Here is a 23,527-nt window from a genome sequence, read left to right on the forward strand (position 1 = left end):
GAGTGCGGGATGGCGGAGCTGCTGTCGCTGGAAGAGGCCGTGGCCCGGCTGGTGCACGACGGCGACACCGTCGCGCTGGAGGGCTTCACGCACCTCATCCCGGTCGCGGCCGGGCAGGAGATCATCCGCCAGCGGCGGCGTGACCTCACGCTGGTGCGGATGACCCCGGACATCGTCTACGACCAGCTCATCGGCGCCGGCTGCGCGAGCAAGCTGATCTTCTCGTGGGGCGGCAACCCCGGCGTCGGCTCGCTGCACCGGTTCCGCGACGCGGTCCAGCACGACTGGCCGGTGCCATTGGCGATCGAGGAGCACAGCCACGCGGGCATGGCGAACCGCTACGTCGCGGGCGCGTCGGGCCTCCCGTTCGCGGTCCTTCGTGGCTACACAGGCACGGATCTCCCGGCACAGACCGACACCATCAAGCCGATCACCTGCCCCTTCACCGGCGAGCAGCTGACAGCGGTGCCGGCCCTGAACCCGGATGTCACGATCGTCCACGCCCAGCGCGCGGACCGCGCAGGCAACGTCCAGATGTGGGGCATCACCGGCGTCCAGAAGGAAGCGGTCCTGGCGGCGAAACGCTCGCTGGTCACGGTGGAGGAGATCGTCGACGACCTGGAACCGCGCCCCGGTGCGGTCATCCTCCCGGGCTGGGTGGTCACGGTGGTGTCGGAAGTCCCCGGCGGCGCCAAGCCGTCGTACGCGGCGGGCTACTACGAACGCGACAACTCGGCCTACCAGGCCTGGGATGAGGTGGGCCGCGATCGCGAGGCGTTCACGAAGTGGCTCGACGACCTGACGGGGGTAACGGCATGACCCCCACCGGGTTCTCCCTGGCACAGCCCACCGGCAGCACGTCCTCCCGGGCGCTCGGCGGCGAGGTCGCGGCCCCCTTCTCCGGCGCGGCGGTCTTCGGCCGAGCCGGCGTGGACCCGGCTCGCGCGACCCCGTCCCGGTCGTCCGGCCCAGCGGTCGCCGCCCCCTTCCCCGAGGCGGCGCCCACGGCCCCGGTCCCCACCGCGACCACCCCCGACACCGGCTCCACCGCGGAGGCAACGGCATGACCACCGACTACACCGCCGATGAGATGATGAGCGTCGCGGCCGCCCGCGCCCTCGGCGACGGCATGTCCTGCTTCGTCGGCATCGGCCTGCCGAGCAAGGCGGCCAACCTGGCCCGCCGCACCCACGCCCCGGACCTGACCCTGATCTACGAGTCCGGCTGCCTCGGCGCGAAGCCGTCCCGCCTCCCGCTCTCCATCGGTGACGGCGAGCTGGCCGACACCTCCGACGCCGTGGTCAGCGTCCCGGAGATCTTCAACTACTGGCTCCAGCCCGGCCGCATCGACGTCGGCTTCCTCGGCGCCGCCCAGCTGGACAAGTTCGGCAACATCAACACCACCGTGATCGGCTCGGACTACCACGATCCGAAGGTCCGCCTGCCCGGCGCGGGCGGCGCCCCGGAGATCGCCGCGTCCTGCCGCGAGGTGTTCGTCGTGCTCCGGCAGAACCCCCGCGCGTTCGTCGAGAAGGTCGACTTCGTGACGTCCTTCGGCCACGGCACCGGCAAGGGCGACCGCGAGCGCCTCGGCCTCCCGGGCCAGGGCCCGACCCTGGTGGTCACCGACCTGGGCCTGCTGCGCCCGGACCCGGAGACCGCGGAGCTCACCCTCACGGAGCTCCACCCGGGCGTCGAGCTGGAGCGCGCGGTGGCGGCGACCGGGTGGACACTGAAGGTCGCGGACGACCTCAAGACCACTCCCGCCCCCACCGAGGAGGAGCTGACGGTGCTGCGAGATCTCGAAAAGGCAAGCAAGTGACCCGGAAGGCCACCGCATGACCGACGTCTACGTCCTCGACGCGCTCCGCACCCCGTTCGGCCGCTACGGCGGCGCGCTGGCCGGCGTCCGGCCGGACGACCTCGCCGCGACCGCGCTCCGGGCCATCCGGTCCCGCAACGACCTTGATCCGTCCACAGTGGACGAAGTGACCCTCGGCGACGCGAACGGCGCGGGTGAGGACAACCGCAACGTCGCCCGCATGGCCACCCTGCTCGCGGGCTGGCCGACGAGCATCCCCGGCAACACCGTCAACCGGCTGTGCGGCTCCGGGCTCGACGCGGTGATGCAGGCCAGCCGGTCGATCCAGGTCGGCGACGCGTCCCTGGTGGTCGCCGGCGGCGTCGAGTCGATGACCCGCTCGCCGCTGGTCATGCCCAAGCCGGAGAAGGCGTTCCCGGCGGGCAACCAGACCCTCTACAACACCGCGCTCGGCTGGCGCATGGTCAACCCGGCGATGCCGGGGCACTGGACGATCTCGCTCGGCGAGTCCACCGAGAAGCTCGCCGAGCAGTACGGCATCGGCCGTGACGAGCAGGACGCCTTCGCGGCGCGCAGCCACGTCAACGCCGCCAAGGCGTGGGACGAGGGCTTCTACGACGACCTGGTCGTCCCGGTCGACGGCGTGGACCTGGCCCGCGACGAGAGCATCCGCCCGGACTCCAGCCCGGAGAAACTGGCGAAGCTCAAGCCCGCGTTCCGCAAGGAAAACGGCACCGTCACGGCGGGCAACGCGTCACCGCTCAACGACGGCGCCTCGGCGCTGCTGCTGGGTGACGAAGCGGCGGCGAACCGGCTCGGCCGGGCGCCGCTCGCCCGGATCGCCGGCCGCGGCGCGGCGGGGGTCGACCCGGACGTCTTCGGCATCGGCCCGGTGCGCGCGGCCGAGATCGCGCTGGAGCGCGCCGGCATCGGCTGGGACGACCTGGCCGCGGTCGAGCTGAACGAGGCCTTCGCCGCGCAGTCCCTCGCCTGCCTGCGCGACTGGCCGAAGCTCGACCTGGAGATCGTCAACACCCACGGCGGCGCGATCGCCATCGGCCACCCGCTCGGCGCGTCCGGCGGCCGCATCCTCGGCACCCTGGCGCACGACCTGCACCGCCGCGGCGGGGGCTGGGGACTCGCCGCCATCTGCATCGGCGTCGGCCAGGGCCTGGCCGTCGTCCTCGAAGGCCGGTAAGGGAGGCACCATGGCTGCTCCGACCGAACTCAAGCTGCCGCACTACGGGCCGGACCCCGAAGGCACGCACCCGCCGCTGGGCTTCACCGGCTACCGGTCCACGGCGTTGCGGTACCCACGGCAACCGCTGGTGCTGCTCCCGCAGATGCTGACCGAGGTCACCGGCCCGCTGCTCGGCCCCGGCCGGCTCGGCGAGCACGACAACGACCTCACCCGCCGGCACGCGGAGGAGCCGCAGGGCCAGCGGATCATCGTCACCGGCCGGCTGCTCGACGGCGACGGCCGTCCGGTGCGCGACTCGCTGATCGAGATCTGGCAGGCGAACGCGGGCGGGCGCTACCGGCACACCGGCGACCGCTGGCCGTCCCCGCTCGATCCGAACTTCGACGGCGTCGGGCGCGCCCTGACCGACAGCGACGGGCGCTACACCTTCACCACCATCAAGCCCGGTGCCTACCCGTGGAAGAACCACGACAACGCGTGGCGCCCCGCGCACATCCACTTCTCGGTGTTCGGCTCGGCGTTCACCCAGCGGCTGGTCACCCAGATGTACTTCCCGGACGACCCGCTGTTCGCCCAGGACCCGATCTTCACCTCGATCCCGGACGAGAAGGCCCGGCAGCGCATGGTTTCCCGGTACGACCACGAGATCACGCAGTCGGAGTGGGCGCTCGGCTACCAGTTCGACATCGTGCTGCGCGGGTGCGAGGCATCGGTGTTCGAAGAGGAAGAAGAGGACGACGACTGATGCCCGAGCTGCTCCCCACCCCCTCGCAGACCGTGGGCCCGTACCTGTCGATCGGCCTGCCCTGGCCCGACGGCCCGTACGTCGTCCCGGAAGGCACCCCCGGCGCGCTCTGGATCCGCGGCACGGTGCGCGACGGCGCCGGCGACCCGGTCCCGGACGCCATGATCGAGACCTGGCAGGCCGACCCCGGAGGCGGCTTCCGCCACCCCGACGACCCCCGCGGCGAGGCGTCCGGCGAGTTCCGCGCCTTCGGCCGCTGCCCGACGGAAACCGATGGCACGTACGGAATCCTGACCCTGCTGCCGGGCCCGCTGCCCGGCGGGGGCGGCACCACCCAGGCGCGCCACATCGACGTGTCGGTCTTCGCACGCGGCCTGCTCAACCGGGTCGTCACGCGGATCTACTTCGCGGACCAGGACAACTCGGCGGACCCGACACTGGCGTCGGTGCCGGCGGAGCGGCGCGACACGCTGATCGCCGCGAAGACCGCGGACGGCTACCGCTTCGACGTGCGGTTGCAGGGCGACGGTGAGACGGTGTTCTTCGCCCTATGAACGGAGATGGGAACGTGAACGCCGTACCTGTGCACCGGGTCGTCGAAGGCCCTGAAGACGGGCCGGTGGTGGTGTTCGCCGGTTCGCTGGGCAGCGACCTCCGGATGTGGGAACCCCAGGTGGTTCCGTTGCTGGAGCACGGTTTCCGGGTGGTGCGGTACGACACGCGCGGCCACGGCGCGTCGCCGGTGCCGCCCGGCCCGTACGACCTCGACGACCTGGGTGCCGACTTCCTCGCGCTGCTGGACGACCTCGGCGTCGTGAAGGCGCACCTGGTGGGGCTGTCGCTCGGCGGGATGACCGGCATGTGGCTCGGCGTCCACGCGCCCGACCGGATCGCGAGCCTGGTGCTGTGCTGCACGTCCGCCAAGCTCGGCCCGCCGGAGATGTGGGCGGACCGCGCCCGCACGGTCCGCGCGGAGGGCACGGCGACCGTGGCCGGCGCGGGTGTCGGCCGCTGGCTGACGCCCGCGTACCGCGAACGGCACCCCGACCGCGCCGCGTTCCTGCGCTCGATGATCTCCGAGGTCCCGGCCGAGGGCTACGCCTCCTGCTGCGGCGCGATCGAGCGGATGGACCTGCTCGACGTGCTGCCGAAGATCGCCGCCCCCACGCTGGTCATCGCGGGCGCCGACGACCCGGCCACCCCGCCGGAGGCGCACTCCCGCCCGATCGCCGACGGCATCCCCGGCGCGCGGCTGGAGGTCGTGGCGGACGCCGCGCACCTGGGCAGCTACGAGCAGCCCGAGGAGTTCACCAGGCTGATCCTCGAGCACCTGGAGGCACTGTGACCGAGATGGACAACCGCCACGAGCAGGGCATGAAGGTGCGCCGCGAGGTGCTGGGCGACGAGCACGTCGACCGCGCGGTCGCGGGCACGACCGAGTTCAGCCGCCCGTTCCAGGACTACATCACCGAGGGCGCGTGGGGCACGGTCTGGTCCCGCGACGGCCTGGACCGGCGTACCCGCAGCTGCGTCACGCTGGCGGCCCTGACGGCGTTGCACGCGCACAACGAGCTGCCGATGCACGTCCGGGCCGCGGTCCGCAACGGCCTGACCGCGGCCGAGATCGGCGAGGTCCTGCTCCACACGGCCGTCTACGCCGGCGCCCCGGCGGCGAACGCGGCGTTCGCCATCGCCCAGCGCGCCCTGGCCGAGCTCGGCGAGCCAAGCGCCCTGCCCGCCGACGCCGGATAGGGTCTCGGAATGGACGCGAGTCTGCCCCCCTTCGAAGTCGAACTGGACGGCGAGCCCGCCCACCGCGGTGCCCACCACGTGCAGTCGCTGGAGCGCGGCTTGGCCGTCATCAAGGCGTTCCACGCGGGCGCGGCCGAACTGACCTTGAGCGACGTCGCCCGCGCGACGGGCCTGACCCGCGCCGCGGCCCGCCGGTTCCTGCTGACGCTGACCGACCTCGGTTACGTCCGCACGGACGGCAAGTACTTCTCGCTCACCGCCCGCGTCCTGGAGCTGGGCTACGCGTACCTGTCGAGCATGACGTTGCCCGAGGTGGCGCAGCCCCACCTCGAGCACCTGTCGGCCGACGTGCACGAGTCGAGCTCGGTCTCGGTGCTGGAGGGGACCGACATCGTCTACGTGGCACGGGTGGCGGTCTCGCGCATCATGACGGTGAGCATCAACGTGGGCACCCGCTTCCCGGCGCACGCGACGTCGATGGGGCACGTCCTCCTGACCGGCCTCAGCGCCGCGGAGCTGGAGGCGTACCTCGTGGTCGCGAGGCTGGACCGCCTCACCGACCGCACGGTCACCTCACCCGAGCGCCTGCGCACCGAGCTGGCCAGGGTCGGCGAGCAGGGCTGGGCCATGGTCGACCAGGAACTGGAGGAGGGCCTCCGCTCGGTAGCGGCCCCGATCCACGACCGCCGGGGCACGGTGGTCGCGGCGGTGAACCTTTCGACCCACGCGAGCCGCACCACGGCCGAGTCGGTGGAGCGCGACCTGGTCCCACCCCTGCTGGCCACAGCCCGCGCGATCGAGTCGGACCTGTCGGTAGGAGCCCCGGGCCGAGCCCATGGCTGAGCAGGTAGCCGGCCTCCTCCTGGCCGCAGGCGCCGGCCGCAGATTCGGAGGCCCGAAGGCACTGGCCGCCCTGAACGGCGAACCCCTGGTCCAGCGCGCCCTGCGGATCATGGAGGAAGCAGGCTGCACCCCGATCCGGGTAGTCATAGGCGCAGCAGCCGACGAGGTCCGAGCCCTGCTACCGAACCCCGACATGGCGGTAGTAGCGGAGGATTGGGCAACCGGAATGGGCGCCTCGTTACGCACCGGCCTGGCCGAGCTGAACCGACTCGACGGCCCCCTCGCGACCCTGGTCCACCTGGTAGACCTTCCCTGGGTAGGCCCCGAAATCCTCACCCGGGTAGCAACCAACGCAACAGCGAACACCGTCGCCCGAGCAGCCTACGAGGGCACCCCAGGCCACCCGGTCCTCCTGGGCCGCACCTGGTGGCCGGAAATAGCAAAAACAGCAGAGGGCGACCGAGGAGCCCGAGACTGGCTGGCAACCCGCAAGGACCTGACACTGATCGAGTGCTCCGACCTGGGCAACGGCCGCGACGTAGACCACCGCGCAGACCTGCCGAACTCAGCAAGCCCCACCAACCTCAGCTGACGCACCCGACCTGAGCAGCAGGTTGCGAGGTGGACGACCGTGCGGATCTGCCGAACTCGGTAGGCCCTGGCAACTCGACTGACCCCGCCTGACATCACTGTGCCGACCGATCACAGCTGTGGCTGCCCGCGATGCCCCTGCGCAACCGCCCCACCCTGCCGAGCCGCAGCAGCCGCGGCCGACCCCGCCGCCCACCCGGCCGCAGCCACCCCACCCGGCCTCACCACCCCGCCGCGACCCTTCCCAACCCCCGGCCTGCCGGGCCCCCTCAGCCGTAAGCCGCGCCGAAGCTTGCTGACCCCTACGATCGAGTTCGTGACCGACTCGCTCGCCTCACCCGAAGAACTCGCCGCCGCGCTGGACCGGACCGGTTATCTCGCCGATGACGGGCTCGCCACCGCCGGGTTCCTCGCCCTGCGGATGGGGCGTCCGCTCTTCTGCGAAGGCGAGCCCGGCACCGGCAAGACCGCTCTCGCCCTCGCGCTGGCCACCGCGCTCGACCGGCCGCTCGTGCGCCTCCAGTGCCACGAGGGCATCGACGCCGCCCAGGCTCTCTACGAGTGGGACTTCCCGCGGCAGCTCCTGCACCTGCGCGCCCTCGAAGCGAGCGGGGGCATCGACGTCGAGACCGCCGAGCGCTCCCTCTACACCGAGCGGTTCCTGCTGGCCCGGCCGCTGCTGCAGGCCCTCATCAGCGCCCCCTGCGTGCTGCTGATCGACGAGATCGACCGCGCCGACGACGAGTTCGAGGCCTTCCTCCTGCAGCTGCTCGACGAGTACGCCGTGACCATCCCCGAGTACGGCGAGGTCCGCGCGGAGCAGCCGCCGCTGGTGGTGCTGACCTCCAACCGGACCCGTGAGGTGCACGACGCGCTCAAGCGGCGGTGCCTCTACCACTGGCTGGAACACCCGGACCTGGTTCGAGAGGTCACGATCCTGCGCCGTAGGATCCCGCTAATAGGTGAAGTTCTGGCTCGGCAGGTCGCTGAAGCGGTGCAACGGCTCCGGCAAATGGACCTGCTGAAACCACCTGGAGTGGCGGAGTCACTCGATTGGGCGAAAGCCCTGATGACTCTCCACCGTGACGAACTGGACGCGGCATCAGCGGCGAGAACGCTCGGTGCGGTCCTGAAATACAGCGAAGACCTCGACCGGGTCAGGGCCAAGCTCGACGCCCTGTTCGCCTGACGGCCGGTCCGGGGGATGACCGAAGGCGTGGGAGGACCTGAGGCATGAGTGTGGCGGAGACGACCGAGGCGCGACCACTGGCCGAGCCGGAGCCGGATCGGCCCCGGCCGGCCGGTCCGGCGGACACCCGCCGGGGGTGGCGGCCCAAGCTGGCCGCCGTCGCGGCGATCCTCGGGGGCACCGCGCTGATCGCCGCGCACGCCTCGCTCTACGGCAACTGGCTGATCGACGACGCGGCGATCACGTTCGCCTACTCGCGTGACGTCGCCGACGGGTTCGGCCCGGTGCTGCAGCCCGGCGCCCTGCCGGTCGAGGGGTACTCCAACCCGACCTGGATGATCCTGCTCGCCCTCGGCAAGCTCGTCGGGCTGTTCGACCACGGCACGATCTTCGGCGTCAACGACCAGATCCTGTTCCCGAAGGCCCTCGCCCTGGCCTGCTGCCTCGGCATCCTGGTCCTGTTCTACTTCGGCGCGAAGACGCTCAGCCGCCGGCCCGCCCTGATCACCTTCGCCGCCGGGGCGGCGCTCGCCGCGATCCCGTCGTTCGTGATCTGGTGCTTCTCCGGCCTGGAGAACTCGTTCTACGCGCTGACCGTCACCGCGATCGCGGTGCTCTGCCTGCGCGCCGTCCAGAGCGGCAAGCTGCTGAACCACCAGGTCGCCATCGGTACCGGCCTGATCGCCATGGCCGCCGCGCTGACCCGGCCGGACGGGATCATCTACGCCGGCGCGTACCCGATCGTCGTCGCGCTGTTCCTCAAGCGCGAGCTGCTCGCCCGCAGCATCCGCGCGGTCGTCGTCTCGGTGGCCGCGTTCGCCGTGCCCTATGGCGCCTACGTGGTCTTCCGCTGGTTCGAGTTCGGCCGGCTGGTGCCCAACACCGCGGTCGCGAAGGGGCAGGACCCGCCCACCCTCGACGACCTCGACCGGCCCGCCCAGATCGTGGACTACATCGGCTGGCTGGTCGTCGCGGTCGCCGTCGCGTGCCTGGTAATGCTGCTGGTCCGGCCGTCGAAGCTGCGCACCGGCCTGGTCGCGCTGCTGGCGCCGTTCGGGCTGACCGTGGTCGCGTTCATCGTGCTCGAGTACGACTGGATGGGCCAGCTGCGGTTCGCGACGCCGGTGTGGACGCTCGGCGCGTTCGGCGGCGCGATCGTGGTGGTCGAGGCGCTGGCCGCGGCCCGGCTGCGCGGCCGGATCGCGCTGGCCTGCCTGCTGGTGGTCGCGCTGGTCAGCTCGGTCAGCGGGCTCTACACGCAGGGCACGACGTACCGCGCCCACGCGAAGACGGCGTTCTGCATCGTCGCCGAGCGCGACGCCCAGGCCATCAACGGTTTCGCGGACATCCTGAAGCTGCCCGACACGGCCCAGGTCGGCCTGATCGACCTCGGCGGGACGTCGCTGGGCAGCCGGATCCGGGTGCTCGACCTGGCCGGCCTCGGTGACAAACCGATCGCCGACTACCTGCACAAGGCGGACATGGCCGGCCTGCGCGACTACACGTTCAATGTCGCGAAGCCGGAGATGATCACCTTCATCGGCTCGTGGATCACGACGTTGCAGTTCGACAAGGACCCGCGGTTCGACCGCGACTACGCGACGATCTTCGTGAACCGCCCGATCGGTGACGACACCGTCGACTCGCGCAACTGGGTCAGCTACCACGTCCGCCGCGACCTGGTCGACCCCGCGAAGCTCGCGGAACTGCAGGCGTACGCGCAGAAGACGCTCCCGCCGATCCTGGAGCTCAACAAGACCGCCGGCCTCCGCGCCTGCGCACCGGTCAAGCCCGGCATCAAGGTCTCCTGACCCGGCCGGCGCGCCCGCTGCGAAAGTCCACAAAGGACGATCGGGGCGGGCGCGTCGTGGTTCCGGGGGAGCCGCGGGCCGGCTCCTAAGACCGGACGCGCCGTTCCTGCGGGTCGTAGACCACGAGGTTCCGGAGCCGGGCTTCGGCGACGGCACCGGAAACGACCGTGCCGGCCACGTCCCGGCCCATGCCGAAGTACAGCAGCGGGCCGCTCGCGTTCGACATCAACCCGCTCGACGCCCACGGGGAAGTCTCGCCGAGATCGTGCGCGCCGAGATCAGGCCACCGGCGGAGCAGGGCCTGGACGTACTCGGTGATCGTCGGCCACGGTGGCCGCACGGCCGACAGTTCGATGTACTTCATGTAGAGGCGGCCGTACTCCGCCGCGGCCCCGGCGTCGTCCGCCGGTGCCGGTCCGTCCCACACAACCAGGTCGTAGCTCACCGGTGCATGGTCGCACGCCGCGTAAATGCGTTGCCGCGCCACCAAGAGTCCGGCATTCTTCCTCCAGCACCGAGAAGCCCGACCGAGAAACCCGAGAGGAGGAGATCGTGACCGAAGCCCGGATGTTCCGATGCGGCGCGATCTCCCGTGCCGTCCGCTGAATTCTTTCTGAAGGCTCTTCGCGCCCGCCCCGCCGCTACCGGGGCCGGCCGCCGCGAAGAGCGCGGTCTGCGCCCGTCCGGGGAGGGGCGTGTGCAGGCCGCCCCGTCCCGGTAGCTCAGCAGGACAGAGCGCGGCGCTACGAACGCCGAGGTCCGAGGTTCGACTCCTCGCCGGGACACCGATGAGCGCACAATGGAGACATGACCACGGTCTCCGATCCGGTCGCCGGGTACGCCGGGTTCGCCGCCGCGCTGCGGGAGGCGGGCGTGGCCTGCGACGCGCACCGCGTGCAGGCCTACCTGGCCGCCGTCGGCGAGGTCGACGTCGCCGAGCCCACCCAGCTGTACTGGGCGGGGCGGCTCACCCTGTGCTCGAGCCCCGACGACCTCGCCTGTTACGAAGAGGCCTTCAGCCAGTGGTTTTCGATCGAACCGCCGGGTCCGCGCCGCACGAAGGCCGCCGCGCCGAAGCAGGCGCGGATCGCGCCGCTCGTCGACACCGAGGGCGGGGACGCCGACGGCGGCGACGGTCCCGACCAGCTGAAGGTCGCCGCGAGCGGCCAGGAGGTGCTGCGGCACCGCGACCTCGCCGAGCTGACCACCGCCGAACGCGAGCACCTGCGCGAGCTGCTGGCCACCCTGCGTCCCGTGCCGCCCCGGCGCCGCGCCGCCCGGCGAACCCCGGCCCGCCGGGGACGGCTTGATCCGGCCCGCACGCTGCGCGCGATGCTCGCCAGCGGCGGCGAACCCGTCCGGCTCGCGCACACCCGCCGCGGCTCGCGCCCGCGCCGGGTCGTGCTGCTGATCGACGTCTCCGGCTCGATGAGCCCGTACGCCGACGCGCTGCTGCGGTTCGCGCACGTCCTCACCCGGTCCGCGCCCCAGTCCGTCGAGGTGTTCACGCTCGGCACGCGGCTGACCCGGGTGTCGCGCCAGCTGCGTCAGCGCGACCCGGAGCGCGCGATGCTCTCGGCGGGTTCCGCGGTGCCGGACTTCGCCGGCGGCACCCGCCTCGGCGAGACGCTGCGGGCCTTCCTCGACCGGTGGGGACAGCGCGGCGTGGCCCGGCGCGCGGTCGTCACGATCTTCTCCGACGGCTGGGAGCGCGGCGACACCACGATGCTCGGCGAGCAGCTCGCGCGGCTGCACCGCCTCGCGCACGCCGTACTCTGGGTGAATCCGCACGTCGGCCGTGCGGGGTACGCTCCGGTCCAGTCGGGCATCGTGGCCGCACTGCCCCACATCGACCGGCTGCTGGCCGGGCACACCCTGGCCACCTTGGAACGACTGCTCGGGGAGATTTCCGATGCGTGACGTACTGGATGACGTGTTCCGCCGCTGGTCGGCGGGGGAGACGGTCGGGCTGGGCACCGTCGTCGCCACCTTCTCGTCGGCCCCCCGCGCCCCCGGCGCGGCGATGGTCGTGGCCCCGGACGGCACCGTCGCCGGCAGCGTGTCCGGCGGCTGCGTCGAAGGCGCCGTCTACGAGCTGGCGCAGGAGGTCGTCACCGAGCGCAAGCCGGTGCTGCAGCGCTACGGCGTCACCGACGACGACGCCTTCGCGGTGGGCCTGACCTGCGGCGGGATCATCGACATCTACGTCGAGCACGTCGACCGCGAGTCGATGCCCGAGCTGGGCGACGTCGTCGCGTCGGTCCGCGGCGGCGAGCCGGTCGCGGTGGTGACGGTCATCGAGCACGAGCGCGAAGGCCTGGTCGGCGAGCACATGATCGTCTGGCCGGATCGCACCGAAGGCTCGCTGGGCTCGTCGCGGATGGACGACGCGGTCGCCGACGACGCCCGCGGCCTGCTGGCCAGCGGCCGCACCGGCACCCTGCACTACGGCCCGGACGGGCAGCGCCGCGGCGAGGGGATGGCGGTGTTCGTCAACTCCTTCGAGCCGCCGCCCCGGCTCCTGGTCTTCGGCGCGATCGACTTCGCCGCCGCGATGGCGCGCATGGGCGCCTACCTCGGTTACCAGGTCACGGTGTGCGACGCGCGGCCGGTGTTCGCCACCAGCAGCCGGTTCCCGGACGCGCACGAGGTCGTCGTCGACTGGCCGCACCGGTACCTCACGGCGGAGGCGGACGCGGGCCGCATCGACCGGCGCACCGCGATCGCGGTGCTGACCCACGACCCGAAGTTCGACGTCCCGCTGCTGGAGGTCGCGCTGCGCCTCGACGTCGGGTACGTCGGCGCGATGGGGTCCCGCAAGACCCACGACGACCGGTTCTCGCGGCTGCGCGAGGCCGGCATCACCGAGCCCGAGCTGGAACGGCTGTCCTCGCCGATCGGTCTCGACCTCGGCGCCCGCACCCCGGAGGAGACGGCGGTGTCGATCGCCGCGGAGATCATCGCGTTGCGCTGGGGTGGCGGCGGGCGGCGGCTCGCCGAACTGTCCGGCCGCATCCACGGCTGAAAAGTTCACCCGGGCGGCGTTTCCGCGGATGCGGTGATTCCACTGTGGATTCTCCCGCAGCTGCGGGAACGGCCGCCGAACGTGTGACATCAGGACTTGTCCGCGCCAGTAAGGCGTAGCACGCTCGGGTCTTGTGAGCCCGATCACGGTCGGGCCTGGCCGTTCCCGAACCGGCTTTGGAGGCCTGATGCGCATTACCGTCACTGTCGACGGGACGAAGTACACCGACGAGGTCGAACCGCGCACCCTGCTCGTGCACTACCTGCGAGAGCGGATCGGCAAGGTCGGCACGGTCGTCGGCTGCGACACCAGCAACTGCGGTGCGTGCACCGTCCACCTGGACGGGCACAGCGTGAAGTCCTGTTCCGTGCTGGCCGTGCAGGCCGACGGCAGCGAGGTCACCACCGTCGAGGGCCTCAGCCGCGACGGGCAGCTGCACCCGGTGCAGAAAGCCTTCCACGAGAACCACGCGCTGCAGTGCGGGTTCTGCACCCCCGGCATGATCATGCAGTCGATCGACCTGCTGGCCGACAACCCGGACCCGGACGAACAAGCCGTCCGCGAAGGCCTCGAAGGCAACCTCTGCCGCTGCACCGGCTACCAGAACATCGTCCGCGCGGTCCGCGACGCCGCTCAGCACATGAGCCCCGGCGCCGGACCCGACGCCGAGCGGATCACCGAGACCAAGCACGTCGGCGTGGGTGGTGACTGATGACCGCGACGATCGAACCGGAAGTCGGAAAGTCACGGCGCCGCAAGGAAGACGAGCGGCTGATCACCGGCCGCACCCGCTGGACCGACAACATCACGCTGCCCGGGATGCTGCACATGGCGATCCTGCGCAGCCCGTTCGCGCACGCCAAGATCGTCTCGATCGACACGTCGGCGGCCCAGAGCGCGTCCGGCGTCGTCGCCGTCTACACCGCGACGGACCTCGACCCGGACAGCTCCATCGGCATGCCCTGCGCGTGGCCGATCACCCCGGACATGAAGACGCCGCGCCGGCCGGTGCTCGCCGCCGACCAGGTCAACTTCGCCGGTGAAGGCGTGGCGGTCGTCGTCGCGCGGTCCTCGGCCGAAGCGCACGACGCGCTCGAGGAGATCGACGTCGAGTACGACGAGCTCCCGGTCATCCTCGACATGGAAGCCGCCATCGCCGACGGCGCGCCGCTGGTCCACGAGGACCAGGGCAGCAACACGAGCGCGGTCTGGAAGTTCGACTCCGCCGAGGCCGGCACCGGCAGCGACGTCGAAGACGCGCTCAAGTCGTCGGAGATCGTCGTCAAGCGGCGCTTCCGCCAGCAACGCCTGATCCCGGCGTTCATGGAGCCGCGCGCCTGCGTCGTCGACCCGACCGGCACCCAGCTCACCATGTGGTCGGCCACCCAGGTCCCGCACATCCTGCGGGTGATGTCGGCGCTGACGCTCGGCATCCCGGAGCACAAGCTGCGCGTGATCGCCCCGGACGTCGGCGGCGGCTTCGGCGGCAAGATCGGCGTGCTGCCGGAAGAGATGATGTCGCTACTGGTGGCGCGGAAACTCGGCAAACCGGTGAAGTGGAACGAATCCCGGTCCGAGACCATGCTCGCCGCCCACCACGGCCGTGACCAGATCCAGGACATCACCATCTCGGCGAACGCCGACGGCACGGTCACCGGGCTCAAGGTCGAGCTGCTCGCCAACCTCGGCGCGTACAACGGCCTGGTCGGCACCGGCGTGCCGATCCTCGGCGCGTTCATGTTCAACGCGATCTACAAGTTCCCGGCGTACCACTTCGCGTGCACCAACGTGTACACCACGACGACGCTGACCGACGCCTACCGCGGCGCCGGGCGGCCGGAGGCGACGTTCGCGATCGAGCGGATCATGGACGAGCTCGCCGACGAGCTCGGCATGGATCCGCTGGAGCTGCGTGAGAAGAACTGGATCAAGCACGAGGAGTTCCCGTTCACCACGGTGTGCGGGCTGACGTACGACTCCGGCAACTACGAGGCCGCGACGGAGAAGGCCAAGCAGCTCTTCGACTACGACGGCCTGCGCGCCGAGCAGGAGAAGCGCCGGGCGTCGAAGGACAAGGTGCAGCTCGGCATCGGCATCTCGACGTTCACCGAGATGTGCGGGCTCGCGCCGTCGCGGGTGCTCGGTTCGCTGGACTACGGCGCCGGCGGCTGGGAGCACGCGGCGATCCGGATGCTGCCCACCGGCAAGGTCGAGGTCATCACCGGCGCGTCCGCGCACGGTCAGGGCCACGAGACGGCGTGGAGCCAGATCGTCGCGGACCAGCTCGGCGTCGCGTTCGAGGACATCGAGATCATCCACGGCGACACCCAGTCGTCGCACAAGGGCATGGACACCTACGGCTCGCGGTCGCTGGTGGTCGGCGGGATCGCCGTCGTCAAGGCCGCGGAGAAGGTCGTCGCGAAGGCCAAGCCGATCGCGGCGCACCTGCTCGAATGCGCCGAGGACGACCTGGAGTTCGCGGGCGGCAAGTTCACCGTGAAGGGCACCGACACGTCGACGTCGATCGGCGACATCGCGCTCGCGGTGTTCGCGGCGCACAACCTGCCCGACGGCGTCGAGCCTTCGCTCGACTCGGACGCGACGTTCGACCCGGAGAACTTCTCGTACCCGCACGGCACGCACCTCTGCGCGGCCGAAGTGGACACCGAGACGGGCCGGGTCACGCTGCGCTCCTACGTCTGCGTCGACGACGTCGGCGTCGCGGTGAACCCGCTGATCGTCGAGGGCCAGGTGCATGGAGGACTCGCGCAGGGCATCGCGCAGGCGCTGTTCGAGGGCACCGTGCACGACGAGAGCGGCACGCTGACCACGGGCACGTTCGCCGATTATCTGCTGCCGTCGGCGGCCGACCTGCCGTCGTTCACCACGGACCGCACGGAGACGCCGTCGACGACCAACCCGCTGGGCGCCAAGGGCGTCGGCGAAGCGGGCACGATCGCGTCCACCCCGGCCGTGGTCAACGCGGTGATCGACGCCGTGCGCCACTTCGGGGTGAACGACATCGAGATGCCGTTGACGCCGATGCGGGTGTGGCACGCCATCCGGTACGGCACCACCGACGCCGGCGGGCCCGGCAACGAAGCCGGCGGCGGCCTCGGCTCGATCGACGCCACCGGAGGTGCCCTGTGATCCCGTCCTCGTTCGACTACGTCCGCCCGTCCACAGTGGACGAAGCGGTGCAGGCACTGGCGTCGGCCGGTGAGGACGCCAAGGTCCTGGCCGGCGGGCAGAGCCTGCTGCCGGTGCTGCGGATGCGCCTGGCCACCCCGACCACGCTGATCGACCTCGGGCGCGTCCCGGAGCTGCGCGGCGTGCGTGAAGACGGCGACGTCCTGGCGATCGGCGCGATGACCACGCACTACGACGTCCAGCGCGATTCGCTGGTCGCCGAGCACGCGGCGTTGCTGAAAGCGGCGACGGACACGGTCGCCGACCCGCAGATCCGCCACCGCGGCACGCTGGGCGGCGCGATCGCGCACGCCGACCCGGCGGGTGACCTGCTCGCGCCGGTGGTGGCATTGGAGGCCGAGCTGGTGCTGGCCGGGCCGTCCGGGCGCCGGACGGTGCCGGCCGCGGACTTCTTCCGGGACCTGTTCACCACCGCGCTGGCCCCGGACGAGCTGCTGGTCGAGGTCCGCGTGCCCAAGCACACGGGCTGGCGAGGGCACTACGAGAAGTTCAACCGGGTCGCCCAGGCGTGGTCGATGGTCGCCGTCGCGGTCACCGTCCGCACCGAGGCCGGCGTCATCGAGGAGGCCAGGGTCGCGCTGACGAACATGGGCTCGACGCCGGTCCGCGCGACGGGCGTCGAAGCGGCCCTGGTCGGGGCGCGAGCCTCGGCGGACGCGATCCGCGAGGCGGCGTCGCACGCGGCGGAGGGCACGAACCCACCGGTCGACGGCAACGCCGACGTCGAATACCGCCGTCACCTGGCGACGGTCCTGACGGGTCGCGCGATCACGGCCGCGGCCGGCGCCTGAATCCGTGGCTGTCCGTGACCCGGCGTTTTCGCGCCGGGTCACGGCTCCCGGGTGCGACTAGGGTGGGTCACCAGGCACCCAGGTCTGGCAGAGAGGAGGTCGGCCCGTGCGGCTCGACCACGAATTCACCGTCCCGGCTCCGATCGGCGAGGTCTGGCAGGCGGTCGTCGACCCCGAGCGCGTCGCCCCGTGCATGCCCGGTGCCGCGCTGACCAAGGTCGAAGGCGACAAGTTCAGTGGGACGGTGAAGGTCAAGCTGGGCCCGATCTCGTTGCTGTACAAGGGAAACGGCGAGTTCCTGGAGAAGGACGACGCCGCGCACAAGGTCACCATCAAGGCTTCGGGCAAGGACTCTCGCGGAGCGGGCACGGCCGCCGCGACAGTGACCCTGACCTTGACCGAGACCGACGGCGGAACGCACGGAACCGTCGCGACGGACCTGTCCATCACGGGCAAGCCCGCCCAGTTCGGCCGCGGCTTGATCACCGAGGTGGGCGGCAAGATCCTCGACACCTTCGCGGGCTGCTTGTCGGGCAAGCTGGCCCCGGAGAAGACGGCCGAGCCGGTAGCCGAGAAGGCCGCCGCGCCGACGGCCGGAAAGACGGCGGAGCCGGCGGCGAAGTCCGCCCCGGCCGCAGCCGCGAAGCCCGCGACGGCGGGGGAGAAGGCACCGGGAGAGGCTGCCCAGCCTGGGTCAGCTGCCCAGTCGGGACCGGCTGCTCAGTCGGGCACTGCAGCCCAGTCAGGACCGGCAGCCCAGTCGGGACCGGCAGCCCAGTCGGGACCGGCAGCCCAGACAGGACAGGCGGCCCAGTCCGGACCGGCCACCCAGTCGGGATTGGCGGCCCAGTCCGGACCGGCGGCCCAGTCGGGCTCTGTCGCTCAGTCTGGACTGGCTGCCCAGTCGGTACCGGCAGCGCAGTCCGGATCGGCGGCCAAGGCCGCGCCGGTTGCGAAGCCGGAGCCGGCGGTCAAGCCGGCGCCGACCACGGCGGAGATCAACACCGAACCCAAGCCGGCCGCCGAACGGCCCGCATTGCACAGCGTCCCGGCCGTCCCGGAGACCGAGGCGATCGACCTCCTCGATTACGCGGGAGCCTCCGTACTGAAGCGGCTGGCCCCGGTGGTGCTCGGCATCGCGGCGGTCGTCGGCTTGGTGGCGGTCATCCGCGCGCGGCGCAAGTGACCTCGCCCGGCTGGTAGAGCGCCCGGTGGAGGTCGCGGGTTCGAAACCCATCGCTCATCCCGGCCTAGCTGCGCCCTGAGCCGACTATGTCCTGAGTCGATCTACGACTCTAAGTCGACCGCGCCCTGAGCCGGTCTGCTCCCTGACCTGGCCGAGCCGTGGGTCTCCGTTCGGGGAAGCCCGTCCTGGTCGGCGCCGAACAGCCTGCGTTGAGAGCGTCGGGGCGGGTTTCCGCGCTGGTGATCTCGGCGGCCGTTTCCGGCTTCGGGAGTCCCGGCCTGCTGTTCTCACCGCGGATTCCTGCATCGGTGATCACCGGGGAAGCTGTGAGCAGGGCAGACCTACCCAGAGCGAGTCCGCGGGCCGGTAGCTTCGCCGTAATTCGCCCGGACCGGCGACGCGGCTCGCCGGAACGGCTACGCTGGGCTACCTGGTCGGCCGAACTCGCGCAAGGGGTACGTCACGATGCCGGTCCGTCACTTCCGTGGTCGCGGCGCTTGAGAGCCGAGGCCGCCGTGCGACGGGAAGCTCTTTCCACCTGGACGGGGTGGCCCTCGCGGTGGGTCATGTGGACCGGGGCGAAGCGCCGCTGGATCACCTACGCCCTCTGCTGTGAGCTGGCCGCCGTCGCGACCACCGGGGCCGCGCTGGCCACCGGCTTCGGGGGACCGGTGCGGCCGGTCTGGTTCGCCGTGCTGGTCGCACTCGGCGTCGCGCAGGCCGAGATGTCCCGCCGGATTGAACGGCTGCGCCGGTGGATGAGCGGGCAAACGCACATCAACGTGACCTCCGTCTGGTACCTCGCCGGTGTCGTACTGCTCCCTCCTGCCTGGGTGGCGCTGCTGGCTGTCGTGCTCTACGCGCACTTGTGGGTGCGGGTCTGGCGCCACGTGCGCACACGGCCCGCGCATCGGTTCGTCGCGAGTACCGCGTGGGCGATGCTCTCCTGCTTCGCCGCGTCGTCCGTCCTCACGTGGTCGGGGTTGCACGGGACGCCGGTGCAGACGCCGCGCGGGCTGGTCGCGCTCTGCCTGGCCGCCGTGGTGTTCGAGCTGGTGAACGTCGGGCTGGTCGCCGCCGGGATCTACCTCTACACGAGCCAGCGGTCCGCCGCGGACCTCGTCGGCACCTGGGAGGACAACGCGTTCGAGGTGGCGACGCTCTGCCTCGGCGGGCTCGCCGCGCTGGCCCTGGTCGAGCAGCCGGTGCTGGTGCTGTTCGTCATCGCGCCGCTGCTGTTGCTGCACCGCTACCTGCTGCTCAAGCAGCAGCTGCAGGTCGCCGCCGTCACCGACGAGAAGACCGGGCTGCTCAACACCGCGGGCTGGCACGAGTCGGCCGTCCGCGAGCACGCCCGCGCGTTGCGGCGCGGGGCCGTCGGCGAGTTCGCGGTGCTGATGATCGACCTCGACCACTTCAAGCGGATCAACGACACCTACGGCCACCTCACCGGCGACGACGTGCTGGCCGCGGTCGCGGTGGCGATCTCCGGCGCGGTGCGTCAGGGCGACACGGTCGGCCGGTTCGGTGGTGAGGAGTTCGTCGTGCTGCTGCCCGGCCTCGGCCGCGCCGACGTGCTGGGCATCGCCGAGCGGGTGCGGGTGGCGGTGGGGGAGCTGAACGTCGTGATCTCGACGGGAGGCGGGACGGTCCGGGTGAGTGGCCTTTCGGTCTCGATCGGGGTCGCGCGGTTCCCGGATACGGGGCCGACGCTGGATGACGTGCTGCGCTCGGCGGACGCGGCGTTGTACCGGGCCAAGGACGCGGGGCGCAATCGCGTCGCCGTGTGACGGGCGGTTACGACGGCGTTGTACCGGGCCGAGAATGCGCGCCGCCACCGGGTCGCCATGTGATGCAGGGCGCGAAATACCTGGCGCGGCCGGCCGTTGAACACGACATGAGCAGCGCGGACCACGAAACGGACGTGGTGGTGGTCGGGGCCGGCCAAGCGGGACTGTCGGCCGCCTACCACCTGCGCCGAGCCGGGTTCGCGAACGGTTCCGGGTTCGTGGTGCTCGACCACGGCAAACGGGCCGGGGGCGCCTGGCAGTACCGGTGGCCGTCGCTGGTGCTCAGGAAGGTGCACGGCATCCACGACCTGCCCGGCATGGCCTTCGGCACTCCGGACGTCACGCGGCCGGCCTCCGAAGTCGTCTCTGACTATTTCGCGCGCTTCGAGCGCGTGTACGACCTGCCTGTCATGCGCCCGGTCGACGTCCAGTCCGTGACGCGCGACGGTGACCGGCTCGTGGTGGCGAGTCCGGCCGAGTCGTGGGCGGCGCGCGCGGTGATCAGCGCCACCGGCACCTGGGACCGGCCGTTCTGGCCGCACTACCCGGGCCAGGAGACTTTCGCGGGCGAGCAGGTACACACGGCGGACTACACCGGGCCGGAAGCGTTGCGGGGCAAACGGGTCGTGGTCGTCGGCGGTGGGGCGTCGGCGGTGCAGCTGCTGATGGAGTTCGCGCCGCTCGCGCGCGCGACGGCCTGGGTGACGCGGCGGCCGCCCGTGTGGCGGGATGAGCCGTTCAGCGAGGACTGGGGACGCAATGTCGTCGCGAAGGTCGACGAACGGGTGCGCGCCGGGTTGCCGCCGGAGAGCGTGGTCAGCGTGACGGACCTGGCCGTGACGCCGGAGGTGCGGGCCGCGCGGGCGGCGGGCATCCTCGAGCGCCGGCCGATGTTCGCCCGGATCGTGCCTTCGGGAGTCGAGTGGGCGGACGGCTTGCACTTCGACGCGGACGTCATCCTCTGGGCGACAGGCTTCCGCGCGGCGATCGACCACCTCGCGCCGCTGCGCATCCGCGAGGCGGGTGGCGGGATCCGGGTGGACGGGACGCGGGTCGTGCTCGAGCCGCGGTTGCAGCTGGTGGGGTACGGGCCTTCGGCCAGCACGGTCGGGGCGAACCGCGCCGGGCGGGCCGCCGTGGCGGAGATCCGGAAGCAGCTGCGCGCGGATTCTTGACGCCATGGGTCTTCGGTGCGGGGTAACGGGAAACTCGTCGGTCGAGGTCATGGCCCTTACGTTACCGAACACGCGTGCGAAGATCATCGCTGAATCGGGTGAAACTCGGGCGCGGGATCTTCGTGCTGTTTCTGTTGCTGTGTAAGAAAAATCGCTGTCGGCGGGCGCGAGAAGCCCCCGAATTCCAGGCTACCGGTGGGGACCGACAAAATCGGTACGGGAACGGTCTGGGGGGAGTGCTTCCGAGGCGTGGTGGTGCGCGAGGAAGCCGTGGCGTGCGTGAGGTCGTGCCCCTTCTGAGATGAGGCGGATCGGCGGCGAAGTCCGGCCGGTGCCGGTCGGGTGGCGGTGGTCGAATACGGTGCCGTGATGGCGAGCGAATCCGCTGAACGCAAGGGAATTGGCGCCAGTGTGAGCTGAACAAGTTGAGCGAGGATCGATGGCGCCACGCTGATGGTCGCCGGAGTTGGTGTCGCGGCGCACGGTTCGGTGGCAGGGGAAACGGCGCTCGAGTCCGGGTCGAGTGCTGGGTGGCGTGCGAGCGAAACTAGGGCAGTCCCAGGCGCCGGAGCAGTGTGCCGCTCTGTGAAACATCATCTGACCTGCGGGAACCACTCCAATCTCACCCTCTTGACCGATTCAAGGACGAGACAAGTCTTGTCAGCCGAAACCGCGGCTCGCTACAGTCTTCTTAGTTAGGAAAGTTTCTTAACTGTTCGAACAAAGTACACCTACGCCGCAGCCCAGCTCAGAGCAGACCCGCCACTGTCCGGCCCCTAGGAGCGCGACGTGTCCCCCTTCCGTCTTCGTCCATTCGCACGGCTGGCGCCGCCGATCGCCGTCGTCGTCCTGCTGCCTTCCGCGATCGCCGCCGCCACTACCACCCAAGCCGATGTCCTTCTCTCCCAAGGGAAGCCCGTCGTCACGTCCACGGCGGAAAGCTCGTCGCTCACCGGCGACAAGGCCGTCGACGGGAACACGCAGACCCGGTGGGCCAGTGCTGTCAGTGCCGATCTGCAGTGGCTGCGGGTCGATCTCGGGCAACCTTCCAGCATCCACCAGGTCAAGCTCACCTGGGAAGCCGCCTACGCCAAGAAGTACCGGATCGAGGTCTCCGACGACGGTACGCAGTTCACCACCGTCACGAACGTCGACAACGGCGACGGCAAGACCGACGACCTCACCGGACTCCAGGCCCACGGCCGTTTCCTGCGCTTCGTCGGCGTCACGCGCGCCACGAAGTACGGCTACTCGCTCTGGGAACTCCAGGCCTACGGCACGCCCGACTCCGCCGGCGACACCCAGGCGCCGAGCACCCCGGCCGGGCTCGCGCCCACGACCACGACGGCCACCAGCGTGGGCCTGACCTGGACCGCCGCGACCGACAACGTCGGGGTCGCCGGGTACGACGTCCTGCGTGACGGCCAGGTCGTGGCCACCAGCGCGACGCCGTCCTACACCGACACCGGGCTCGCGCCCGACACCGGCTATACCTACACCGTCCGCGCCCGGGACGCCGCGGGCAACGTCTCGCCGGCGAGCGCACCCGTCGCCGTCAAGACCAAAGCGGGCAGTGCCAACGGGTTCGTTCTCGCCGCCGCCGGGGACATCGCCGAACGCTGCACCGCGAGCGACTCCGGTTGCGCGCACGTCAAGACCGCGAAACTCGTCGAGCAGATGGGCCCGGCCGCGGTGATCACCATGGGGGACAACCAGTACGACGACGCCCACCTCGCCGACTTCAAGGCCTACTACGACAAGACCTGGGGCAGGTTCAAGAACATCACCCACCCGATCCCGGGCAACCACGAGTCGTACGACGAGCCGAGGTTCAAGGGTTACGAGGACTACTTCGGCGCCATCGCGAAGCCCCAGGGCCAGCGCTACTACAGCTGGGAGATGGGCAACTGGCACTTCATCGCCCTGGACTCCAACGACTTCGTCACCCACGACGACTTCGCCGAGCCGCCGCAGATCACCTGGCTGAAGCAGGACCTCGCCAAGAACGAGAAGGGTTGCGTCGCCGCGTACTACCACCACCCGCGGTGGAGCTCCGGCGACCACGGTGACAACAAGGACAGCGTCGAGCTGTGGAACACCATGACGGCGAACAAGGTCGACCTCGTTCTCAACGGTCACGACCACGACTACGAACGGTTCGTGCCGCAGAACGCCGACGGCAAGGCCGACGCGAACGGTCCGGTCGAGATCGTCGGCGGTTCGGGCGGCGCGAACCTCTACGACCTGAGCCCGGCCCACGCGACGACCGCGAAGCTGCTGAAGACCTTCGGCGTCTTGAAGCTGTCCATGACGGACACGTCGTTCCAGACGCAGCTGATCGGCGTCGACGGCAAGGTCCTCGACAGCAGCCCGACCTACACCTGCCACTAGAAGGG

22 protein-coding genes and 1 tRNA gene are annotated in these 23,527 nt (G+C 71.0%); 22 read left to right on the top strand and 1 reads right to left on the bottom strand.

Annotation, left to right across the window (positions count from 1 at the left end; translation table 11 throughout):
- Positions 1-9 precede the first annotated feature (9 nt).
- From MUY22_RS22395 to MUY22_RS22450, 12 genes are all read left to right on the top strand, one after another.
- Complete coding sequence (locus MUY22_RS22395; protein WP_247062249.1) at positions 10-819, top strand: CoA transferase subunit A; 810 nt, start codon at positions 10-12, stop codon at positions 817-819.
- Entirely contained in the window at positions 816-1,067 is a 252-nt protein-coding gene (locus tag MUY22_RS22400; RefSeq protein ID WP_247062250.1) for a hypothetical protein, read from the top strand. The genes MUY22_RS22395 and MUY22_RS22400 overlap by 4 nt, the downstream gene beginning before the upstream one ends.
- Positions 1,064-1,822: a CoA-transferase subunit beta gene (locus MUY22_RS22405; RefSeq protein WP_247062251.1), complete on the top strand. Its 759-nt coding sequence runs from the start codon at positions 1,064-1,066 to the stop codon at positions 1,820-1,822. Before MUY22_RS22400 ends, MUY22_RS22405 begins: the two co-directional genes overlap by 4 nt.
- Positions 1,823-1,838: 16 nt before the next feature.
- Positions 1,839-3,020 carry a thiolase family protein gene (locus tag MUY22_RS22410; RefSeq protein WP_247062252.1) on the top strand — a complete coding sequence of 394 codons (1,182 nt, stop codon included), beginning with the start codon at positions 1,839-1,841 and terminating at the stop codon, positions 3,018-3,020.
- A 10-nt stretch (positions 3,021-3,030) separates the two neighbouring features.
- Positions 3,031-3,768: a protocatechuate 3,4-dioxygenase subunit beta gene (gene pcaH / locus MUY22_RS22415; RefSeq protein ID WP_247062253.1), complete on the top strand. Its 738-nt coding sequence runs from the start codon at positions 3,031-3,033 to the stop codon at positions 3,766-3,768.
- Positions 3,768-4,322, top strand: a complete 555-nt coding sequence (pcaG, locus tag MUY22_RS22420; protein ID WP_247062255.1) for a protocatechuate 3,4-dioxygenase subunit alpha — start codon at positions 3,768-3,770, stop codon at positions 4,320-4,322. The genes pcaH and pcaG overlap by 1 nt, the downstream gene beginning before the upstream one ends.
- A gap of 14 nt (positions 4,323-4,336) precedes the next feature.
- Positions 4,337-5,113, top strand: a complete 777-nt coding sequence (gene pcaD / locus MUY22_RS22425) for a 3-oxoadipate enol-lactonase (protein WP_247062257.1) — start codon at positions 4,337-4,339, stop codon at positions 5,111-5,113.
- Positions 5,114-5,118: 5 nt separating this feature from the next.
- Positions 5,119-5,520 (top strand): 4-carboxymuconolactone decarboxylase, encoded by a 402-nt coding sequence (pcaC, locus tag MUY22_RS22430; protein WP_247064051.1) that lies wholly within the window; start codon positions 5,119-5,121, stop codon positions 5,518-5,520.
- 9 nt (positions 5,521-5,529) lie between these two features.
- The gene (locus MUY22_RS22435; RefSeq protein ID WP_247062259.1) at positions 5,530-6,363 is read left to right on the top strand and encodes an IclR family transcriptional regulator C-terminal domain-containing protein; all 834 of its coding nucleotides are present in this window, start codon (positions 5,530-5,532) and stop codon (positions 6,361-6,363) included.
- Positions 6,356-6,955: an NTP transferase domain-containing protein gene (locus MUY22_RS22440; protein ID WP_247062261.1), complete on the top strand. Its 600-nt coding sequence runs from the start codon at positions 6,356-6,358 to the stop codon at positions 6,953-6,955. The genes MUY22_RS22435 and MUY22_RS22440 overlap by 8 nt, the downstream gene beginning before the upstream one ends.
- A 315-nt stretch (positions 6,956-7,270) precedes the next feature.
- Positions 7,271-8,143: a MoxR family ATPase gene (locus MUY22_RS22445; RefSeq protein WP_247062263.1), complete on the top strand. Its 873-nt coding sequence runs from the start codon at positions 7,271-7,273 to the stop codon at positions 8,141-8,143.
- Between the two features lie 44 nt (positions 8,144-8,187).
- Positions 8,188-9,954: a hypothetical protein gene (locus MUY22_RS22450; RefSeq protein ID WP_247062264.1), complete on the top strand. Its 1,767-nt coding sequence runs from the start codon at positions 8,188-8,190 to the stop codon at positions 9,952-9,954.
- Positions 9,955-10,039: 85 nt separating this feature from the next.
- Here the strand turns inward: MUY22_RS22450 and MUY22_RS22455 are convergent, their stop codons facing one another.
- A complete protein-coding gene (locus tag MUY22_RS22455) occupies positions 10,040-10,399 on the bottom strand; it encodes a hypothetical protein (protein WP_247062265.1) in 360 nt (119 codons plus the stop codon).
- 266 nt (positions 10,400-10,665) lie between these two features.
- On the opposite strand from MUY22_RS22455, the gene MUY22_RS22460 reads away from it, so the two are divergent.
- The 10 genes from MUY22_RS22460 to MUY22_RS22505 all read left to right on the top strand — a co-directional run bounded on the left by MUY22_RS22460 (position 10,666) and on the right by MUY22_RS22505 (position 23,522).
- A tRNA-Arg gene (locus tag MUY22_RS22460) sits at positions 10,666-10,739 on the top strand.
- A 22-nt stretch (positions 10,740-10,761) separates the two neighbouring features.
- On the top strand, positions 10,762-11,874 hold the full coding sequence (locus MUY22_RS22465; protein WP_247062266.1) for a VWA domain-containing protein: 1,113 nt from the start codon (positions 10,762-10,764) through the stop codon (positions 11,872-11,874).
- Positions 11,867-12,979: an XdhC/CoxI family protein gene (locus MUY22_RS22470; protein WP_247062267.1), complete on the top strand. Its 1,113-nt coding sequence runs from the start codon at positions 11,867-11,869 to the stop codon at positions 12,977-12,979. Before MUY22_RS22465 ends, MUY22_RS22470 begins: the two co-directional genes overlap by 8 nt.
- A 187-nt stretch (positions 12,980-13,166) precedes the next feature.
- On the top strand, positions 13,167-13,691 hold the full coding sequence (locus MUY22_RS22475; protein WP_247062268.1) for a (2Fe-2S)-binding protein: 525 nt from the start codon (positions 13,167-13,169) through the stop codon (positions 13,689-13,691).
- Positions 13,691-16,129, top strand: a complete 2,439-nt coding sequence (locus tag MUY22_RS22480; protein WP_247062269.1) for a xanthine dehydrogenase family protein molybdopterin-binding subunit — start codon at positions 13,691-13,693, stop codon at positions 16,127-16,129. Before MUY22_RS22475 ends, MUY22_RS22480 begins: the two co-directional genes overlap by 1 nt.
- Complete coding sequence (locus MUY22_RS22485; protein ID WP_247062270.1) at positions 16,126-16,980, top strand: xanthine dehydrogenase family protein subunit M; 855 nt, start codon at positions 16,126-16,128, stop codon at positions 16,978-16,980. Before MUY22_RS22480 ends, MUY22_RS22485 begins: the two co-directional genes overlap by 4 nt.
- A 106-nt stretch (positions 16,981-17,086) precedes the next feature.
- Positions 17,087-18,166 (top strand): SRPBCC domain-containing protein, encoded by a 1,080-nt coding sequence (locus MUY22_RS49765; RefSeq protein ID WP_371827634.1) that lies wholly within the window; start codon positions 17,087-17,089, stop codon positions 18,164-18,166.
- A gap of 566 nt (positions 18,167-18,732) precedes the next feature.
- A complete protein-coding gene (locus MUY22_RS22495) occupies positions 18,733-19,956 on the top strand; it encodes a diguanylate cyclase (protein WP_247062272.1) in 1,224 nt (407 codons plus the stop codon).
- 107 nt (positions 19,957-20,063) lie between these two features.
- Positions 20,064-21,131 (top strand): NAD(P)-binding domain-containing protein, encoded by a 1,068-nt coding sequence (locus MUY22_RS22500; RefSeq protein ID WP_247062273.1) that lies wholly within the window; start codon positions 20,064-20,066, stop codon positions 21,129-21,131.
- 789 nt (positions 21,132-21,920) lie between these two features.
- Entirely contained in the window at positions 21,921-23,522 is a 1,602-nt protein-coding gene (locus MUY22_RS22505) for a discoidin domain-containing protein (protein ID WP_247062274.1), read from the top strand.
- Positions 23,523-23,527 lie beyond the last annotated feature (5 nt).

Source organism: Amycolatopsis sp. WQ 127309 (assembly GCF_023023025.1).
Taxonomy (GTDB): Bacteria; Actinomycetota; Actinomycetes; order Mycobacteriales; family Pseudonocardiaceae; genus Amycolatopsis.

Excerpts from the sequence above, each read along its gene's own strand:
- MUY22_RS22410 (WP_247062252.1), top strand. The coding sequence starts at position 1,839 with ATGACCGACGTCTACGTCCTCGACGCGCTCCGCACCCCGTTCGGCCGC.
- MUY22_RS22400 (WP_247062250.1), top strand. The coding sequence starts at position 816 with ATGACCCCCACCGGGTTCTCCCTGGCACAGCCCACCGGCAGCACGTCC.
- MUY22_RS22405 (WP_247062251.1), top strand. The coding sequence starts at position 1,064 with ATGACCACCGACTACACCGCCGATGAGATGATGAGCGTCGCGGCCGCC.
- MUY22_RS22470 (WP_247062267.1), top strand. The coding sequence starts at position 11,867 with ATGCGTGACGTACTGGATGACGTGTTCCGCCGCTGGTCGGCGGGGGAG.
- MUY22_RS22435 (WP_247062259.1), top strand. The coding sequence starts at position 5,530 with ATGGACGCGAGTCTGCCCCCCTTCGAAGTCGAACTGGACGGCGAGCCC.
- MUY22_RS22475 (WP_247062268.1), top strand. The coding sequence starts at position 13,167 with ATGCGCATTACCGTCACTGTCGACGGGACGAAGTACACCGACGAGGTC.
- pcaG (WP_247062255.1), top strand. The coding sequence starts at position 3,768 with ATGCCCGAGCTGCTCCCCACCCCCTCGCAGACCGTGGGCCCGTACCTG.
- MUY22_RS22480 (WP_247062269.1), top strand. The coding sequence starts at position 13,691 with ATGACCGCGACGATCGAACCGGAAGTCGGAAAGTCACGGCGCCGCAAG.
- MUY22_RS22500 (WP_247062273.1), top strand. The coding sequence starts at position 20,064 with ATGAGCAGCGCGGACCACGAAACGGACGTGGTGGTGGTCGGGGCCGGC.
- MUY22_RS22495 (WP_247062272.1), top strand. The coding sequence starts at position 18,733 with ATGTGGACCGGGGCGAAGCGCCGCTGGATCACCTACGCCCTCTGCTGT.
- pcaH (WP_247062253.1), top strand. The coding sequence starts at position 3,031 with ATGGCTGCTCCGACCGAACTCAAGCTGCCGCACTACGGGCCGGACCCC.
- MUY22_RS22440 (WP_247062261.1), top strand. The coding sequence starts at position 6,356 with ATGGCTGAGCAGGTAGCCGGCCTCCTCCTGGCCGCAGGCGCCGGCCGC.
- MUY22_RS22465 (WP_247062266.1), top strand. The coding sequence starts at position 10,762 with ATGACCACGGTCTCCGATCCGGTCGCCGGGTACGCCGGGTTCGCCGCC.
- pcaC (WP_247064051.1), top strand. The coding sequence starts at position 5,119 with ATGGACAACCGCCACGAGCAGGGCATGAAGGTGCGCCGCGAGGTGCTG.
- MUY22_RS22450 (WP_247062264.1), top strand. The coding sequence starts at position 8,188 with ATGAGTGTGGCGGAGACGACCGAGGCGCGACCACTGGCCGAGCCGGAG.
- MUY22_RS22395 (WP_247062249.1), top strand. The coding sequence starts at position 10 with ATGGCGGAGCTGCTGTCGCTGGAAGAGGCCGTGGCCCGGCTGGTGCAC.